The sequence below is a fragment of the Luteimonas sp. 8-5 genome (assembly GCF_029763755.1).
In the GTDB taxonomy this organism is placed as follows: domain Bacteria; phylum Pseudomonadota; class Gammaproteobacteria; order Xanthomonadales; family Xanthomonadaceae; genus Cognatiluteimonas.
In genome coordinates, this window is record NZ_JARUVM010000066.1 from 1 (window position 1) to 14,899 (window position 14,899).

Genomic DNA, 14,899 nt, shown 5'->3' on the forward strand with positions numbered 1-14,899 from the left:
GGCCGCCATCAGCGCGCCTTCGATCAGCAGCGTGCCGCTGCCGCACATCGGGTCGAGCAGCGCGCCGCCTTCGGCATGCACGCGCGGCCAGTCGCCGCGCAGCAGCACGGCGGCGGCCAGGTTCTCCTTCAGCGGTGCCTCGCCCTGGGTGTCGCGCCAGCCGCGACGATGCATCGGGCCGCCGCCCAGGTCGACCGAAACGATCGCCCTGCCCTTGCGCACCACCAGGTTCAGGCGCAGGTCCGGCGCCTCGGTGTCGACGTCCGGTCGCGCGCCCGTCGCCTCACGCAGCACGTCCACCACCGCATCCTTGAGCCGCTGCGCGGCGTAGCGCGCGTGGGTGATGCCGCTGCCGGAGACGTGCGCGTCGACCGCCAGCGTCATCGAGGCGTCCAGGTGGCGCGGCCAGTCGGCCGCCGCCGCGCCGGCATACAGGTCGTGTTCGTCGGCGCAGTCGAACGTGGCCAGCGGCCACAGCACGCGGCTGGCCAGGCGCGACCACATCACCGCGCGCTGCGCATCGGCCAGCGTTCCCTGGGCGTTGACGCCGGCCACCGTCGCGGTGGCGTGGCTGCAGCCCAGTGCCAGCAGCTCGTCGGCCAGCAGGTATTCCAGACCCTTGCCGCAGCTTGCGAAGAAATCCATCAGTGCAGGCCCATCAGCGCAGCGAGGCCAACAGCGCGTCGAAGGCGTCGGCGCAGTCGCCAACGCTCGATGCCAGGCGATGGCCGTCGTCGACCAGCAGCAGGCGCGCCTGTCGCGCGCGCGACCAGTCCACGACCTGGGCGGCATCGATCAGTTCGTCGTTCCAGCCGTGCACGATGGACACCGGGACGCCGTGCGCGACGTCCATGTCCGGCGCCGGCGCCATCCGCACCGGCGGGGCGAGCAGGAACAGGCCCGCGACGGGCACTTCCAGCGACACCCGGGCCGAGATCCATGCGCCGAGGCTGGAGCCGGCCAGCAGCACCGGTCCGCGCGAGGAGGCGTCGCGCGCGAGCTCGAGCAGCCTTTGCAGGCGCGCGGGCACGTCGCCCACGCGGCTGACCTCCAGCCGCGCGTCCAGGTCAGTGTAGTCGGGGCGTTCGTGGGTCCAGCCGTGGCGTTCGGCCACCGCCGACAGGGCGGTGACCTTGGTCGCGTCCGGGCCGCTTTCGAATCCGTGGGAGAGGATGCAGTGGCCGCGCATGGCGCGATGCTAGCATCCGCGCAATGCCGAACGCCGCCGCCCCGCACGTCATTGAACGTCCCCTGCCCTACACCGGCGCGCTGCAGTCGCGGCCGCTGGAACGGGTCGAACTGGTGGTGGTCCACTGCACGGAACTGCCGGACCTGGCGACCGCGCGCGAGTACGGCGAGCGGGTGCTGTATCCGAAATCCGGCACCGGCAACAGCGGGCACTACTACATCGACCGCGACGGCCGCATCGAACGCTGGGTCGGCGACGACCGCGTGGCGCACCATGTGCGCGGGCACAACGCGCGCGCGATCGGGATCGAACTGGTCAACACCGGGCGCTGGCCGGACTGGCTGGACGCCGGCCACCAGGCGATGGAAGAGGCCTATCCCGATGCGCAGGTGGATGCGCTGATCGCCCTGCTCGCACACCTGCGCCGGGCCCTGCCCGCCCTGCGCGACATCGCCGGGCACGAGGACCTGGACCGCGAGGAGGTGGCGGCCAGCGACGACCCCGGGGTGAAGGTGCGGCGCAAGCGCGATCCCGGCCCCCTGTTCCCGTGGGATCGCGTGCAGGCCGCGGTGCCGCTGGCCCGTATACTGCCCGGATGACCGATACCGCCCCGAACGCGCCCGTCGCCGAACTCATCGACCTGCTCGCGCTGGAGCGCCTCGAGGACAACCTGTTCCGTGGCCAGAGCCGTGACATCGGCACCAAGTACGTGTTCGGCGGCCAGGTCCTGGGCCAGGCGCTGACCGCGGCGCAGGCGACGATGACCACGCCGCGCGATGCGCACTCGCTGCACGCCTATTTCCTGCGCGCCGGCGACATCGAGCATCCGATCGTCTACCACGTCGACCGCACCCGCGACGGCGGCAGTTTCTCGGTGCGCCGGGTCACCGCGATCCAGCACGGCCAGGTGATCTTCTTCTGCGCGGCCTCGTTCCAGGAACACGAGGGCGGCGGCGAACACCAGTTGTCGATGCCCGAGGTGCCGATGCCCGAGGACATCGAACCGGCCCCCGCGCTGCCGCCGGACGTGTTCGAGAAGCTGCCGACCAAGGTGCAACGCTGGCTGTCGCGGATGGGTCCGTTCGAGTTCCGCCACGTCTATCCGCGCGACGACCTGAAGCCGCCGAAGCGGCCGCCGTTCCAGCAGGTGTGGTTCCGCCTGTCAGAGCGCGTGGGCGATTCGCCGGAACTGCATCGCACGCTGCTGGCGTACGCCTCGGATTTCCACCTGCTGGGCACCGCGACGTTCCCGCACGGCATCAGTTACTACCAGCCGAACGTGCAGATGGCCTCGCTCGACCACGCGATGTGGTTCCACCGTCCGTTCCGCGCCGACGAATGGCTGCTGTATTCGCTCGACAGCCCGAGCGCGCAGGGTGGCCGCGGCCTGGCCCGCGGCCTGGTCTACGACCGCGCCGGCAAACTGGTGGCCAGCACCGCACAGGAAGGCCTGATCCGCGTGGTGGCCGACTGATGCGCCAGGTCTTCAGCAGCCCGCGGCTGGAAAACGTCGAGCGCGTCGCCACCTTGCTCCGCGACGAGGGCATCGAGGTCAAGGTCACCCAGCGCCGCGCGTACAAAGGCGGACTGCGCGGCAATTTCAGCTACCGCGACGACGCGCGTACCGAACCGATGCCGGCGGTGTGGGTGGTGCGCTCCGACGACCAGCCGCGCGCCCGCGCGATGCTGCGCGAGTTGGGATTGCTCGACAGTACCCGCGGCGACACCGGTTACCGGCTGCCGGTGTTCCGCACCGAGGAGCGCATGGCCGCCGACGTCGCCGGACGCCGGCGCGCGTTCCGGCTCAAGCTGGGCCTGCTGGGCGTGATCGCCATCGTCATGGTGCTTGCGTTCTTCACCCACCTGGATCCCGTCGCGCCATCGCCGCAGGCGCCGGCCGTGGCCGTTGCGCCATTGCCCGCCGGCGACTCGCCGGTACCCGATGAACTCGCCGTGGCGGTGCTGGCCGGCGAACTGCCGACCCGCCAGGACCAGGCGGTATGCCTGTCCGTGGATGGTCACGATCCCGCGCCGTCGCTGCTTGCCGCATTGCCGGAAACGCCCGGCCAGGTCATCGCGCTGTCACAGTGTCCGGCCAGCGACGTGCCGCGCCTGGCGATCAGCAGCTACCACGTGCGCAACGCAGCGGGCGCTGGTGAAGTGAGCCTGGCGCGCAGCCGCGCGGCCGGCGCGACCCCGGTGGTGGAAACCTACGAGGTCTCGCACGACGCGCGCGGCTGGCGGGTGATCGTGCTGCTTTGATTACCGGGCGCGGAGCTCGGCGCGGCTGAGGAAGCCGTCGCGGTTGTCGTCCATCCAGGCGAAACCCTTGGCCATGCGCGGCATCTTCTCGGTCACTTCGACCTTGCTCAGCTTCCCGTCGCGATTGAGGTCGGCGGCGGCGTAGCGCTGCTCGAAACGCTTGGCGCGCTCGGCCTCGCGCACCGGCTTCTGGCGCTCGTGCCAGGCGCGCAGCTCGGTACGGACGATGTGGCCGTCGCGGTTGGCGTCGATGGCGTCGAAGTTCTTCACCAGCATGCCCGACATGCGGCCCTTGCCCGCGGCTTCGTCGCGCGAGATGCGGCCGTCGCCATCGGCGTCGAGGCCGGCGATGCCGCGCGCATGCTGCCGATGGTGCTGGGCGTAGGCATGCTTGCCGAAGCCATGCTTGCCATGTTGCTGGGCCAGCGCGGCGCTGGACGCCGTGGCCGCGGCCAGGGCGAGTGCGATCAATGCGATGCGGTTCATGCGTGTCTCCAGTACGGGCGGCACGGCGCCGCCATCGACACCTTCAACGCCCTGCCCGGGCGGGCGTTGACCCGCGGCCGGCCGCGTTCAGTCTCCGGACAGCAGGCCGGCGGCGCTATGCTGCGCGCATGGGCAGTACGCCAGGCGACGAAGCGGGCATGAGCGACACGGGGCTGCGGGTATTCCATACCGGCGACCACCCGTGCGGCTACTGGCCCGAGCGCATCGCCCGCGACCTGGTGCTGGACCCGCGCGACGAACGCCTGTCGCGGCTGTATCCGCTGGCGCTGGGCGCCGGCTTCCGCCGCTCCGGCGATCTTGTCTACCGCCCCAACTGCCGCGGCTGCCGCGCGTGCATCGCGGTGCGCGTGCCGGTCGCCGACTTCGTTCCGGACCGCAGCCAGCGCCGCTGCCTGGCACGCAATGCCGACGTCGACGTGCGCATCGTGCAGGCGGAGCGCACCGACGAGCAGCTGGCGCTATACAGGCGTTACCTGCAGGCGCGGCATCGCGGCGGCGGCATGGACGACCACGGCGCGCTCGAGTTCGACCAGTTCCTGGTCGGCAGCTGGTCGCAGGGGCGCTTCCTGGAATTGCGCGAACACGGCAGCCATCGCCTGCTGGGGGTGGCGGTGACCGACCTCGTGGGCGAAACGGCGTTGTCCGCGGTGTACACCTTCTTCGACCCGGACGAACGCGCGCGCTCGCTGGGCACGCTGGCGATCCTGCAGCAGCTGGCCTGGGCACGCCGCGACGGACGCAGCCACCTGTACCTGGGTTACTGGATCGACGGCCACGCGAAGATGGACTACAAGCGCAGGTTCCGGCCGCTGGAGGGGTTCGACGGGCGGGAGTGGAAGGCGCTCTGAGATTTCGCGGCTTTCGCGGCTTCCGCCGCTCCCACGGTCAATTTTCTTCCGGGACGACGATCGACGGCTGGATGTGGTCGCGCGGGCCGAAGCCGAAATTGCCGTCGCTCTGGCTGGACACGATCATGCGCACCATCGAGCCCGGCACCATCAGTTCCAGCTGCACCGTACGGCCGTCGGCGGTGACGCCCTGCAATGCCATCTCGATCAGCGCGCCGCCGGTGTCGATCTCGCGGCACAGCACGTGCGGGCCGGCGGGACTGTCCTGCAGGTAGGGCTTGATCGCATCGCCCAGCGCCTCGAGCGCCTGCGGGAAGAAAAACACCGCATAGCCGTTACTGTCGTTCATTCGCGGGATCCGTTCCTCTGGCTCAGACCAGGTCGATGGTAAGCGCTGCGGCGGCTTCGCGCGCGATCCGGCGCGCATCGTCGACATCGGCGCCGCGCGCCAAGGTCACGCCGACGCGGCGATGGCCGGCCACGCGCGGCTTGCCGAACAGGCGCAGGGCCACGTTGGGATGACGCAACGCCGCACCGATCTCGCTGAACACCGGTACGCCATGGCCCTCGGCCAGCAGCGCGCAGGAAGCGGAAGGACCGAGCTGGCGGATGACCTCGCCGTCCTGGGCCTGTACCGGCAGGCCCAGGATCGCGCGCGCATGCAGCGCGAACTCCGACAGGTCCTGCGACACCAGCGTCACCAGGCCGGTGTCGTGCGGGCGCGGCGACACTTCCGAGAACCACACCTTGTCGCCCTTGACGAAGAACTCCATGCCGAACACGCCCCAGCCGCCGAGCGCGTCGGAGACTTCGCGCGAGATGCCCTGGGCTGCGGCCAGCGCGTGGCTCGACATCGGTTGCGGCTGCCAGCTCTCGCGGTAGTCGCCGTCGCGCTGCAGGTGTCCGATCGGTTCGCAGAAACTTGTACCGCCGACATGGCGCACGGTCAGCAGGGTGATCTCGTAGTCGAAGTCGATGAAGCCTTCCACGATCACGCGGCCGGCGCCGGCGCGGCCACCGGTCTGCGCGTACTCCCACGCGGCGTCGGCCTCGTCGAGGCTGCGCACGATGCTCTGGCCGTGGCCGGACGACGACATCACCGGCTTGACCACGCACGGCAGACCCAGCACCTCGATCGCGGCACGATAGTCCTCGATGGTGTCGACGAAGCGGTACGGCGACACCGGCACGCCCAGTTCCTCCGCGGCCAGCCTGCGGATGCCTTCGCGGTCCATGGTCAGGCGCGCGGCGCGCGCGGTCGGGATCACGCGCGCAGTCGGATTGCCGTCGTCTTGCGCCTGCTTCCACTCGCGTTCCAGCGCCACCAGGGTCTCGGTGTGGATCGCCTCGATCTCCGGCACCACGAGTTGCGGCCGTTCACGCTCGATCACCGCGCGCACCGCGTCGCCGTCGAGCATGTCGATGACGTGGCTGCGATGGGCGACCTGCATGGCCGGCGCGTCCGCGTAGCGGTCCACGGCGATCACCTCGACGCCGAAGCGCTGCAGTTCGATCGCCACTTCCTTGCCCAGTTCGCCCGAACCGAGCAGCAGGACACGCTTGGCGTGCGGGGTCAGTGGCGTTCCGATGGTAGGCATGGGCGCCATCTTAACCGCGGGCCGTGCGATGCTTCGACGATGCCGGTCCGATTCCGTCCCCTCCTGCCCCTGGCCGCAACGGGCCTGGCCGCGACCCTGCTCGCGGCCGCCTGCAGCGCCCCGCCCTTCACCCAGCTGTCGGGGCTGATGCTGGACGCCGAGCTCGACGAGGTCAGCGGCCTGGCCGCCTCGCACCGCCACGCCGACACCCTGTGGATGCTCAACGACGGCGGCAACGAGGCGCGGGTGTATGCGGTGAGCCATCGCGGCGGCAAGATCGCCACGCTGGACATCGCCGGGGTGGACAACACCGACTGGGAAGACATCGCCACCTTCGAACTGGACGGACGCCACTACCTGCTGGTCGCCGACACCGGCGACAACGGCGGCCTGCGCAAGACCCTGCAGCTGCACGTGGTGCCCGAGCCCGACGCCCTGGCCGACGCGACCGTGGCCCCGGCCTGGTCGATCGTCTTCAGCTGGCCCGGCGGCGCCCGCGACTGCGAGGCCGTGGCCGTGGACGCAGCCGGCAACCAGGTGCTGCTCATCTCCAAGAAGCGACAGCCGCCGGAACTGTTCGCCCTGCCCCTGCGCCCCGTGGCCGGCGACGACGACGGCGAGCCCCTGGTCGCGACCCGCCTGGGCGAGCTGGCCGGCGTCCCCCAGGGCGACGAGGAGGAAGTCCGCGCCAACCCGGAAATGGCCCGGCTGCGCAGCCAGGTCACCGCAGCAGACATCGCCCGCGACCGCCATGCCATGGCCGTGCTGACCTATCGCGACGTGCTCATCTACCCGCGCCGCGCCCGCGAGGGCTGGGCCCAGGCGCTGGCCCGCAAGCCCGAGGTCCACCCGCTGCCCTGGCTTCCCCAGGGCGAGGCCCTGGGCTGGAGCGACGACAACCGGGCGCTGTACGCCAGCGGGGAGCTGAGCCCGGCCCCGCTGCTGCATTTGAATCCTTGACAGACTGATATCAGATTGATATCAATATCTCGTGGCCATTCCGGCCGCGACCAAGGACCGTGTCATGAAAGAGAACCCCATCCGCTCGCTGCCGGGCATTCCCTACCTGTTCGGCGTCCTCCTGCTCACCGCCCTGGCCGTGTGGGGCTTCGTCTCCGCGGTCAACACGCCCGACGGCATGGTCTCGGGCTGGCTGATCCTGGGCAGCGTCGTGGTCGCCGTCGTCGCCTTGCTGACCCTGGTCGGCCTGTACATGGTCGAGCCCAACCAGGCCGCGGTGCTGAGCCTGTTCGGCAAGTACGTCGGCACGGTCAAGGAGAACGGCCTGCGCTGGAACAACCCCTTCTATGCCAAGCGCAAGGTCAGCCAGCGCGTGCGCAACTTCGAGAGCGGCAAGCTCAAGGTCAACGAGCTGGAAGGCAGCCCGATCGAGATCGCGGCGGTGATCGTGTGGCAGGTGGTCGACTCGGCCGAGGCTGTCTACAACGTCGACGATTACGAAAGCTTCGTGCACATCCAGTCGGAGGCCGCGCTGCGCACCATGGCCACCAGCTATCCCTACGACCAGCACGAGGAAGGCCAGGTGTCGCTGCGCAGCCACGCCGCCGAGATCAGCCAGCACCTGGGCGACGAGCTCGCCGAGCGCCTGGCCGACGCGGGCGTGAAGGTGCTCGAGGCACGCATCAGCCATCTCGCATACGCACCGGAAATCGCCCAGGCGATGCTGCAGCGGCAGCAGGCCAACGCGATCATCGCCGCGCGCACGCGCATCGTGGCCGGCGCCGTGGGCATGGTCGAGATGGCGCTGGACGAACTGCAGAAGAACGGCGTGGTGCAGCTGGACGAGGAACGCAAGGCCGCCATGGTCAGCAACCTGCTGGTCGTGCTCTGCGGCGACCGTTCGACCCAGCCGATCGTGAACACCGGCTCGCTGTACTGAAATGGCGGAGAAGAAGGCCTACCCGCTGCGCATCAACGCCGAGGTCCTGGCGGCGGCGCAGCGCTGGGCCGACGATGAGCTCCGCAGCCTCAACGCGCAGATCGAGTACGTGCTGCGCGATGCGCTGCGCAAAGCCGGGCGGCTGAAGGCGCCCGGCGAGGGAGACGACGATGGCAAGTGAACGATCGCCCGCGACCAAGGCTCCGTGGAAACCCGATCTCGCCACGGCCGCCACCTGGGGCGTGCTCGCCGGCCTGGCGGCCGTTGCGGTCCTGCCCTATCTGCGGCGGCTGACGCCGGAAGCCTTCGCCAACGTGTCGCTGTCGTTCCCGATGCTGGCGCTGGTGCAAGGCGTGCAGGCGCTGGTGCTGCTCGGCGTGCTGTCGCTGCTGGGCCTGCGCATGGGGCATCGCGTGGGCCTGGGCAGCCCGGTGCTGCAAGGCTGGTTCGGGGCGCCGCGTACCGCCACCGTCGCGACCTTGCGCCCCTGGAACTCGATCCTGCTGGGCGTGCTCGCCGCAGTTGCAATCCTGCTCGTGAGCCTGGCGCTGGATCCGATGCTGCCCGAGCGGCTGCACCCTGCTTCGGCTGGCACTGCCGCGACCACGGCGGTCGAAGGCCTGCTCGCCTCGTTCTACGGCGGCATCGCCGAGGAACTGCAGCTGCGCCTGTTCCTGATGACGCTGCTGGTGTGGATGCTCACGCTGGCAGGGCGCCATCGCCCGCGCGCACCGCTGTTCTGGCTCGCGATCGTGATTGCCGCCATCGCCTTCGGCGCCGGCCACCTGCCCGCGGCCGAGAAGCTCTGGGGCCTGTCCTCGATCGTGGTCGTACGCACCGTGCTGCTCAATGCCATCGGCGCCCTGGTGTTCGGCTGGCTGTACTGGAAGCGTGGGATCGAGATGGCGATGCTGGGCCACTTCAGCGCCGACATCGTGCTGCACGTGATCGCACCGCTGGCATCCATGGGACCGCTATGAACGACGCCGACGCACCCTGGCAACTGCAGCCGGTCGGCATCCGCACGCGGCTGCTGATGGTCGCGCTGTGCACCGTGCCGCTGCTGGTCGGCGTCATCCTCGCCGGCGAGAGCTGGAAGGTGGCGGTGCTGGCCATTGCCGGCGCCATCGTGCTCGCGCTGCTGCTCGACCGGCTGATGCGCCGGCACCGGGTCACGGTGGACGCGTCCGGGCTGGAGGTGGTCACGGCGATGTACCAGCGCAAGCTGGCGTGGCCTGAGCTGGACCTGGAAGCGGCGCGCGTGATCTCGCTCGACGAGCATCCGGGGCGCAAGCCGATGATCAAGACCAACGCCATGGCCGCGTTCGCGTTCAAGGGCGGCGCCTTCCGCTCCCGCGACCTGGACAAGCTGTTCGTGGCCGCCGCCGGCGGCAAGCGCTTGCTGTGGCTACCCACGACCCGCGGCTACACCCTGCTGCTTGAGCCGCGCCGGCCGCAGGCACTGCTCGAACGCCTGCGCGAACTGGCACCGCCTGCCCCGCACAGCTAACCTGCGGGGATGCGCGCAGACCGCCATCCCGCCGCCGTCCTCCTGAACACCGCGCTGGTCGAAGCCTGGCCTGGCGGCCTGCTGCGCGCGCGTGGCAACCACGACGCGCGCCTGCTCGCGGGTGCCGAACGGGTCCTGCGGCGCAAGCAGGATGGCCGCTACCTGGCGGTGGTCGTCGATGGCGCGCTGAAACCGTTGCGCCCCGCGTATGCCACCGCACCCGGGCTGGACGAGGCGATGCGCCGGATCGCGAACTTCCGCGGTCGCCGCAGGCCGGGCATCGAGGCGGTACCGGCGCTGCCGCTGGAACGCCTGCGCGAACGCCTGGACCGGCTCGGCATCGACGGCGACGACTACGCCGCGCGCACCGGCCTGGCCCTGGTGCCCGAACCCGAGTGGCTGGCCCTGGCCGGCTTCGACCGTTTCCGCCGGCCGCTGTGGCTGCACGCCGATGGCGCCCTGGCCTGGAACGCGATGCAGGCCGATGCCCTGCGCGATGGCGTGGTGCTGGAGGCGATCTCCGGCTATCGCAGCCACGATTACCAGCTCGGCATCTTCGAGCGGAAGCTGGCGCAGGGACAGGCGGTCGAGGCGATCCTGACGGTCAACGCCGCGCCCGGCTACAGCGAGCACCATTCCGGCCTGGCCCTGGACATCGGCACCCCCGACGAGCCGCCAGCCGAGGAGTCGTTCGAGGCTACCCCGGCATTCGCGTGGCTGCAGGCCAATGCCGGGGCCCACGGGTTCGGATTGAGCTACCCGCGCGGCAACCCGCACGGCATCGCCTACGAACCCTGGCACTGGGCCCTCGCCCCATCGTAGGAGCGGCGGCAGCCGCGATGTCCTGGCGTGCTTACGCCGGAAAGGCGGTCCGCTTTGGCGAATGTCCCCCGGCCGGGCCTGCGGCCCGGCCTCCTCCTTGATTTCGCCAAAGCGCACCACCTTTCCCGCGACGCCCGGAGCACCTTCGCGGCCGAAGCATCGACCCACCCGCTTGGCTTAGCGTCGCGGCTGCCGCCGCTCCCACGGGCTTTACAATGCGGGGATGAACGAAACGGTACGACCGGCCTTCCACGGCTTCGAACAGATCCCCCTGCGCGAGTACGCCGAGCGCGCCTATCTCGACTACTCGATGTACGTGGTCCTGGACCGCGCCCTGCCCTTCATCGGCGACGGCCTCAAGCCGGTGCAGCGGCGCATCATCTACGCCATGAGCGAACTCGGACTGGCGGCCACGGCCAAGCCGAAGAAGTCCGCGCGCACCGTCGGCGACGTGATCGGCAAATACCACCCGCACGGCGACAGCGCCTGCTACGAAGCACTGGTGCTGATGGCCCAGCCGTTCTCGTACCGCTACCCGCTGATCGACGGCCAGGGCAACTTCGGCTCCAGCGACGACCCCAAGTCGTTCGCGGCGATGCGCTACACCGAATCCAAGCTCACGCCGATTGCCGAAGTGCTGCTGGGCGAACTGGGCCAGGGCACGGTGGACTGGAACCCGAACTTCGACGGCACGCTGGAGGAACCGGCGTTCATGCCGGCGCGGCTGCCGCACCTGCTGCTCAACGGCACCACCGGCATCGCGGTGGGCATGGCCACCGACGTGCCGCCGCACAACCTGGGCGAAGTGGTCAGCGCCTGCATCCGCCTGCTCGAGGATCCCGACGCCAGCGTGCGCGACCTGTGCGAGCACGTGCGCGGCCCGGACTACCCGACCGCGGCCGAGATCATCACCGCCACCGCCGACCTGCGCACGATGTACGAAACCGGCACCGGCAGCGTGCGCGCCCGCGCCACGTACTCGCGCGAGCAGTCGAACATCGTGGTCACCGCCCTGCCGCACCAGGTCTCGCCGTCGAAGGTGATCGAGCAGATCGCGGTGCAGATGCGCGCCAAGAAGCTGCCGTGGCTGGAGGACATCCGCGACGAATCCGACCACGCCAACCCCACCCGCATCGTGCTGATCCCGCGCTCCAACCGCGTGGACGCCGAGCAGCTCATGGGTCACCTGTTCGCAACCACCGACCTGGAGAAGAGCTTCCGGGTCAACATGAACGTGATCGGCCTGGACGGCCGTCCGCAGGTCAAGAACCTCAAGGAGTTGCTGGCCGAATGGCTGGTGTTCCGCGGCGACACCGTGACCCGCCGCCTGCAGCATCGCCTGGCCAAGGTCGAGCGCCGCCTGCACCTGCTCGAAGGCCTGCTGGTCGCCTACCTCAACCTGGACGAAGTGATCCGCATCATCCGCACCGAGGACGAACCCAAGCCGGTGCTGATGGCGCGTTTCGGCCTGGACGAGGAACAGACCGACTACATCCTCGACACCAAGCTGCGGCAGCTCGCGCGGCTGGAAGAGATGAAGATCCGCGGCGAACAGGACGAACTCGATGCCGAGCGCGATCGCCTGATCGCGACACTGGGCAGCAAGGCCAAGCTGCGCAAGCTGATCAAGGACGAACTGCTGGCCGACGCCAAGAAGTTCGGCGACGCGCGCATGTCGCCGCTGGTCGCGCGCCAGGCCGCGCAGGCCATCGACGAGACCGAGCTGGTGCCCAGCGAAGCGGTGACGATCGTGCTCAGCGACAAGGGCTGGGTGCGCGCGGCCAAGGGCCACGACGTCGACGCCGCCGGGTTGTCCTACCGCGAAGGCGATTCGTTGCTGGCCGCGGTGAAGGGGCGCAGCAACCAGCAGGTCGCCTTCATCGATTCGACCGGGCGCAGCTACTCGACCGCCGCGCACTCGCTGCCCAGTGCACGCGGCAACGGTGAGCCACTGACCGGGCGCTTCTCGCCGGCAGCGGGCGCATCGTTCCGTGCATTGGTCACCGGCGAGAACGACCACCGCTTCGTGCTCGCGTCCTCGCACGGCTACGGCTTCGTCACCCGCTTCGAGAACCTGCTCTCGCGGCAGAAGGCCGGCAAGGCGATGAAGTCGCTGACGACGGGAGCGAAGATCCTGCAGCCCGCCGCCGTATCGTCGGTCGACGACGACCGCATCGTGGCGGTGACCAGCGCCGGCCACCTGTTGGCCGTCCCGGTGGCCGAGTTGCCGGAACTCGACAAGGGCAAGGGCAACAAGATCATCGAAATCCCCAAGGCCAAGCTCGGTACCGAGCGCGTGGTCGCCGTGGCCGTTGTGCCCCCGGGCGGATCGCTCGCAGTGCATTCCGGCGCGCGCACCATGACGCTGTCGTTCAAGGACCTCGAGCCCTACCTCGGCAAGCGCGCCTCCCGAGGCGGCCTCCTCCCCCGCGGCTGGCAAAAAGTAGACGGCCTCTCCATCGCCCCCTGACCCGTAGGAGCGGCGGAAGCCGCGATAGAAATGCAACCAGAATTCTGGCACCAGCGTTGGCAAGAAAACCGCATCGGCTTCCACAACGACAAGCCGTTCCCGTTGCTGCTCAAGCACTGGCCGTCGCTGGGTGTCGCACCGGGCAGCCGCGTATTCGTGCCGCTGGCCGGCAAGTCGCTGGACATGGCGTGGTTCGCCTCGCAGGGGTATCGCGTGCTTGGCGTCGAGCTGTCGCCGCTGGCGGTGGAGCAGTTTTTCGACGAGCACGGGCTCAAGCCAGAACAGCGCAAGACCCGTTACGGCACCCACTTCGAAGCCGGCGGGATCGAGATCATCCTGGGGGATGCGTTCGGGCTGGATGTCGAAGTGCTGGCGGACTGCGCGGCCGTCTATGACCGGGCTGCAGTGATCGCCCTGCCCCCTGAGCTTCGCACTCGCTACGTGGGCGAGCTGTATGCCCGGCTGCCGCAAGGGTGCCGTGGGCTGCTGATTGCCCTCGAGTATCCCCAGGACGAGAAGCAGGGGCCGCCATTCAGCGTGGCGGAGGCCGAAGTCATGGAACGGTTTGGACGGGATTGGAACGTCGAGGTGTTGGAGCGGCGCGACATCCTGGCCCAGCAGCCGGGGTTTCAGGCCGAAGGCGTGACCGAGCTCTCGACCGCCGTCTACCGGCTCGCGCGTCGCTGAGCCCGGGTTCCAACGCTGGCCGGCGCTTTCACCGCATCTCGTTCGATAACCAAGGTGCCGAGCGTGGATGGCGCGATATGCAATGGAGTGGCGGTGCGGGAAGGATCCGGCAAGTGCATGCTTGCGAAGGAGATTCAGGACTTGACCGGCCAGATCACGGAAGTAAGTATCGGGTTCATATCGCGCCGGGTGGGCGCTACTAGGCGTTAGGTGGCACAGGACATCTATGGCAGCTCTGAACTTAGGCGACCATTTGAACCGCATTGCGGATGGCGCGCGTGCCGCCCTTTTTGTTCAAGGTGAGATGGCACAACTTACCTACTTGGCATTGGGTTATGCGGCCAAGAACGTCAGGGAGGACCAGAAGGACGAACTAGAGATCGCCTACCCCATTGGGTACAAGGCGGACAAAACAGTAATGCCTTTTGTTCGAAAATACACCAAGCAAGAGCTGCTGGATCGCTACGATTTTCTCTCTTATACGCAACTTGGCGTTAATGGGGTAATGCAGCTTGTCACAATCATCGAGGCCATGCTCGGGGATGTTCTCCGAGCGGTTGTCGTCAAGTACCCGCAGAAGATCGGGGCCAAGCGCACCGTCACGATTCAAGCGGTGCTTGAAGCATCTTCACTTGAAGAGATGCACCTTAGAGCCACTGATTCTCTGATCAATGACTTGTCCTACAAATCCCCAACTGAGTTTGCGGAGGCATTTGATGGGCTTATAGGCATCAACTTGCTCGCCTGTCCGGCCTTCCATTGCTACCTGGAGATCAAAGCAACCCGCGACATCCATATCCACAATCGCGGTATAGCGAACGAAACATATATTCGGAAAAGTGGATCTCATTCCCGAGTCAAGCCAGGATGCCACCTCCCAATTAACAATCAGTATTTCCTAGAGTCATATGAGAGTTGTTTGCAGCTCACTGATTGGATGGAGCAAGAGCTACATCAGCATTGGCACAGTGCCGAGCTCGAGGCGCGCAAGCAACCGCAGCTCGAACTTCCAGCCCCAGTGGCAGACGCAAATGCCACCTAACAATGCGTGTATGGACTCCTCCTGCAATAGGGCCTGGTGAGCTGCTGTTGGCTTAGGGCGGTTG

General features: G+C 68.5%; 18 protein-coding genes. 13 read left to right on the forward strand and 5 right to left on the reverse strand.

The genetic code is table 11. The features are described 5' to 3' along the window. Both QAA18_RS08365 and QAA18_RS08370 read right to left on the reverse strand, forming a co-directional pair. On the reverse strand, positions 1 to 645 hold a 645-nt coding region (locus tag QAA18_RS08365), incomplete at its 3' end, for a THUMP domain-containing protein (RefSeq protein ID WP_279412477.1). 13 nt (positions 646 to 658) lie between these two features. Beyond that, positions 659 to 1,189, reverse strand: coding sequence for a hypothetical protein (locus QAA18_RS08370; RefSeq protein ID WP_279412478.1), 531 nt, complete (start codon positions 1,187 to 1,189; stop codon positions 659 to 661). A 23-nt stretch (positions 1,190 to 1,212) separates the two neighbouring features. Here QAA18_RS08370 and QAA18_RS08375 point away from each other — a divergent pair, with 23 nt between their 5' ends. The 3 genes from QAA18_RS08375 to QAA18_RS08385 are packed head-to-tail and all read left to right on the forward strand — an operon-like array spanning position 1,213 to position 3,451. Next, the gene (locus QAA18_RS08375) at positions 1,213 to 1,788 is read left to right on the forward strand and encodes an N-acetylmuramoyl-L-alanine amidase (RefSeq protein ID WP_279412479.1); all 576 of its coding nucleotides are present in this window, start codon (positions 1,213 to 1,215) and stop codon (positions 1,786 to 1,788) included. Continuing rightward, a complete protein-coding gene (locus tag QAA18_RS08380) occupies positions 1,785 to 2,663 on the forward strand; it encodes an acyl-CoA thioesterase II (protein ID WP_279412480.1) in 879 nt (292 codons plus the stop codon). The genes QAA18_RS08375 and QAA18_RS08380 overlap by 4 nt, the downstream gene beginning before the upstream one ends. Then, entirely contained in the window at positions 2,663 to 3,451 is a 789-nt protein-coding gene (locus QAA18_RS08385) for a hypothetical protein (RefSeq protein WP_279412481.1), read from the forward strand. Before QAA18_RS08380 ends, QAA18_RS08385 begins: the two co-directional genes overlap by 1 nt. Here QAA18_RS08385 and QAA18_RS08390 read toward each other — a convergent pair whose 3' ends face one another. Further along, a complete protein-coding gene (locus QAA18_RS08390) occupies positions 3,452 to 3,937 on the reverse strand; it encodes a hypothetical protein (protein ID WP_279412482.1) in 486 nt (161 codons plus the stop codon). A gap of 128 nt (positions 3,938 to 4,065) precedes the next feature. On the opposite strand from QAA18_RS08390, the gene QAA18_RS08395 reads away from it, so the two are divergent. Further along, positions 4,066 to 4,806 carry an arginyltransferase gene (locus QAA18_RS08395; RefSeq protein ID WP_279412483.1) on the forward strand — a complete coding sequence of 247 codons (741 nt, stop codon included), beginning with the start codon at positions 4,066 to 4,068 and terminating at the stop codon, positions 4,804 to 4,806. Between the two features lie 37 nt (positions 4,807 to 4,843). Here the strand turns inward: QAA18_RS08395 and QAA18_RS08400 are convergent, their stop codons facing one another. Beyond that, a complete protein-coding gene (locus tag QAA18_RS08400; RefSeq protein ID WP_279412484.1) occupies positions 4,844 to 5,155 on the reverse strand; it encodes a hypothetical protein in 312 nt (103 codons plus the stop codon). Positions 5,156 to 5,177: 22 nt separating this feature from the next. Beyond that, positions 5,178 to 6,404: a formate-dependent phosphoribosylglycinamide formyltransferase gene (purT, locus tag QAA18_RS08405; RefSeq protein WP_279412485.1), complete on the reverse strand. Its 1,227-nt coding sequence runs from the start codon at positions 6,402 to 6,404 to the stop codon at positions 5,178 to 5,180. A gap of 39 nt (positions 6,405 to 6,443) precedes the next feature. Here purT and QAA18_RS08410 point away from each other — a divergent pair, with 39 nt between their 5' ends. The 9 genes from QAA18_RS08410 (at position 6,444) to QAA18_RS08450 (ending at position 14,835) form a co-directional block, all read left to right on the forward strand. Next, positions 6,444 to 7,364, forward strand: coding sequence for a hypothetical protein (locus QAA18_RS08410; protein ID WP_279412486.1), 921 nt, complete (start codon positions 6,444 to 6,446; stop codon positions 7,362 to 7,364). Positions 7,365 to 7,428: 64 nt separating this feature from the next. Further along, positions 7,429 to 8,304, forward strand: coding sequence for an SPFH domain-containing protein (locus QAA18_RS08415; protein WP_279412487.1), 876 nt, complete (start codon positions 7,429 to 7,431; stop codon positions 8,302 to 8,304). Position 8,305: 1 nt separating this feature from the next. Beyond that, positions 8,306 to 8,485, forward strand: a complete 180-nt coding sequence (locus tag QAA18_RS08420; RefSeq protein ID WP_279412488.1) for an Arc family DNA binding domain-containing protein — start codon at positions 8,306 to 8,308, stop codon at positions 8,483 to 8,485. Then, positions 8,475 to 9,284, forward strand: coding sequence for a CPBP family intramembrane metalloprotease (locus tag QAA18_RS08425; protein WP_279412489.1), 810 nt, complete (start codon positions 8,475 to 8,477; stop codon positions 9,282 to 9,284). The genes QAA18_RS08420 and QAA18_RS08425 overlap by 11 nt, the downstream gene beginning before the upstream one ends. Next, positions 9,281 to 9,814, forward strand: a complete 534-nt coding sequence (locus QAA18_RS08430) for a hypothetical protein (protein ID WP_279412490.1) — start codon at positions 9,281 to 9,283, stop codon at positions 9,812 to 9,814. The genes QAA18_RS08425 and QAA18_RS08430 overlap by 4 nt, the downstream gene beginning before the upstream one ends. Positions 9,815 to 9,823: 9 nt before the next feature. Beyond that, entirely contained in the window at positions 9,824 to 10,636 is an 813-nt protein-coding gene (locus tag QAA18_RS08435; protein WP_279412491.1) for a D-alanyl-D-alanine carboxypeptidase family protein, read from the forward strand. Between the two features lie 223 nt (positions 10,637 to 10,859). After that, a complete protein-coding gene (gene parC / locus QAA18_RS08440) occupies positions 10,860 to 13,106 on the forward strand; it encodes a DNA topoisomerase IV subunit A (RefSeq protein ID WP_279412492.1) in 2,247 nt (748 codons plus the stop codon). 30 nt (positions 13,107 to 13,136) lie between these two features. Then, entirely contained in the window at positions 13,137 to 13,793 is a 657-nt protein-coding gene (locus tag QAA18_RS08445; protein WP_279412493.1) for a thiopurine S-methyltransferase, read from the forward strand. Between the two features lie 226 nt (positions 13,794 to 14,019). Next, entirely contained in the window at positions 14,020 to 14,835 is an 816-nt protein-coding gene (locus QAA18_RS08450; RefSeq protein WP_279412494.1) for a hypothetical protein, read from the forward strand. Positions 14,836 to 14,899 lie beyond the last annotated feature (64 nt).

Excerpts from the sequence above, each read along its gene's own strand:
- QAA18_RS08370 (WP_279412478.1), bottom strand. The coding sequence starts at position 1,189 with ATGCGCGGCCACTGCATCCTCTCCCACGGATTCGAAAGCGGCCCGGAC.
- QAA18_RS08375 (WP_279412479.1), top strand. The coding sequence starts at position 1,213 with ATGCCGAACGCCGCCGCCCCGCACGTCATTGAACGTCCCCTGCCCTAC.
- QAA18_RS08380 (WP_279412480.1), top strand. The coding sequence starts at position 1,785 with ATGACCGATACCGCCCCGAACGCGCCCGTCGCCGAACTCATCGACCTG.
- QAA18_RS08385 (WP_279412481.1), top strand. The coding sequence starts at position 2,663 with ATGCGCCAGGTCTTCAGCAGCCCGCGGCTGGAAAACGTCGAGCGCGTC.
- QAA18_RS08390 (WP_279412482.1), bottom strand. The coding sequence starts at position 3,937 with ATGAACCGCATCGCATTGATCGCACTCGCCCTGGCCGCGGCCACGGCG.
- QAA18_RS08395 (WP_279412483.1), top strand. The coding sequence starts at position 4,066 with ATGGGCAGTACGCCAGGCGACGAAGCGGGCATGAGCGACACGGGGCTG.
- QAA18_RS08400 (WP_279412484.1), bottom strand. The coding sequence starts at position 5,155 with ATGAACGACAGTAACGGCTATGCGGTGTTTTTCTTCCCGCAGGCGCTC.
- purT (WP_279412485.1), bottom strand. The coding sequence starts at position 6,404 with ATGCCTACCATCGGAACGCCACTGACCCCGCACGCCAAGCGTGTCCTG.
- QAA18_RS08410 (WP_279412486.1), top strand. The coding sequence starts at position 6,444 with ATGCCGGTCCGATTCCGTCCCCTCCTGCCCCTGGCCGCAACGGGCCTG.
- QAA18_RS08415 (WP_279412487.1), top strand. The coding sequence starts at position 7,429 with ATGAAAGAGAACCCCATCCGCTCGCTGCCGGGCATTCCCTACCTGTTC.
- QAA18_RS08420 (WP_279412488.1), top strand. The coding sequence starts at position 8,306 with ATGGCGGAGAAGAAGGCCTACCCGCTGCGCATCAACGCCGAGGTCCTG.
- QAA18_RS08425 (WP_279412489.1), top strand. The coding sequence starts at position 8,475 with ATGGCAAGTGAACGATCGCCCGCGACCAAGGCTCCGTGGAAACCCGAT.
- QAA18_RS08430 (WP_279412490.1), top strand. The coding sequence starts at position 9,281 with ATGAACGACGCCGACGCACCCTGGCAACTGCAGCCGGTCGGCATCCGC.
- QAA18_RS08435 (WP_279412491.1), top strand. The coding sequence starts at position 9,824 with ATGCGCGCAGACCGCCATCCCGCCGCCGTCCTCCTGAACACCGCGCTG.
- parC (WP_279412492.1), top strand. The coding sequence starts at position 10,860 with ATGAACGAAACGGTACGACCGGCCTTCCACGGCTTCGAACAGATCCCC.
- QAA18_RS08445 (WP_279412493.1), top strand. The coding sequence starts at position 13,137 with ATGCAACCAGAATTCTGGCACCAGCGTTGGCAAGAAAACCGCATCGGC.
- QAA18_RS08450 (WP_279412494.1), top strand. The coding sequence starts at position 14,020 with ATGGCAGCTCTGAACTTAGGCGACCATTTGAACCGCATTGCGGATGGC.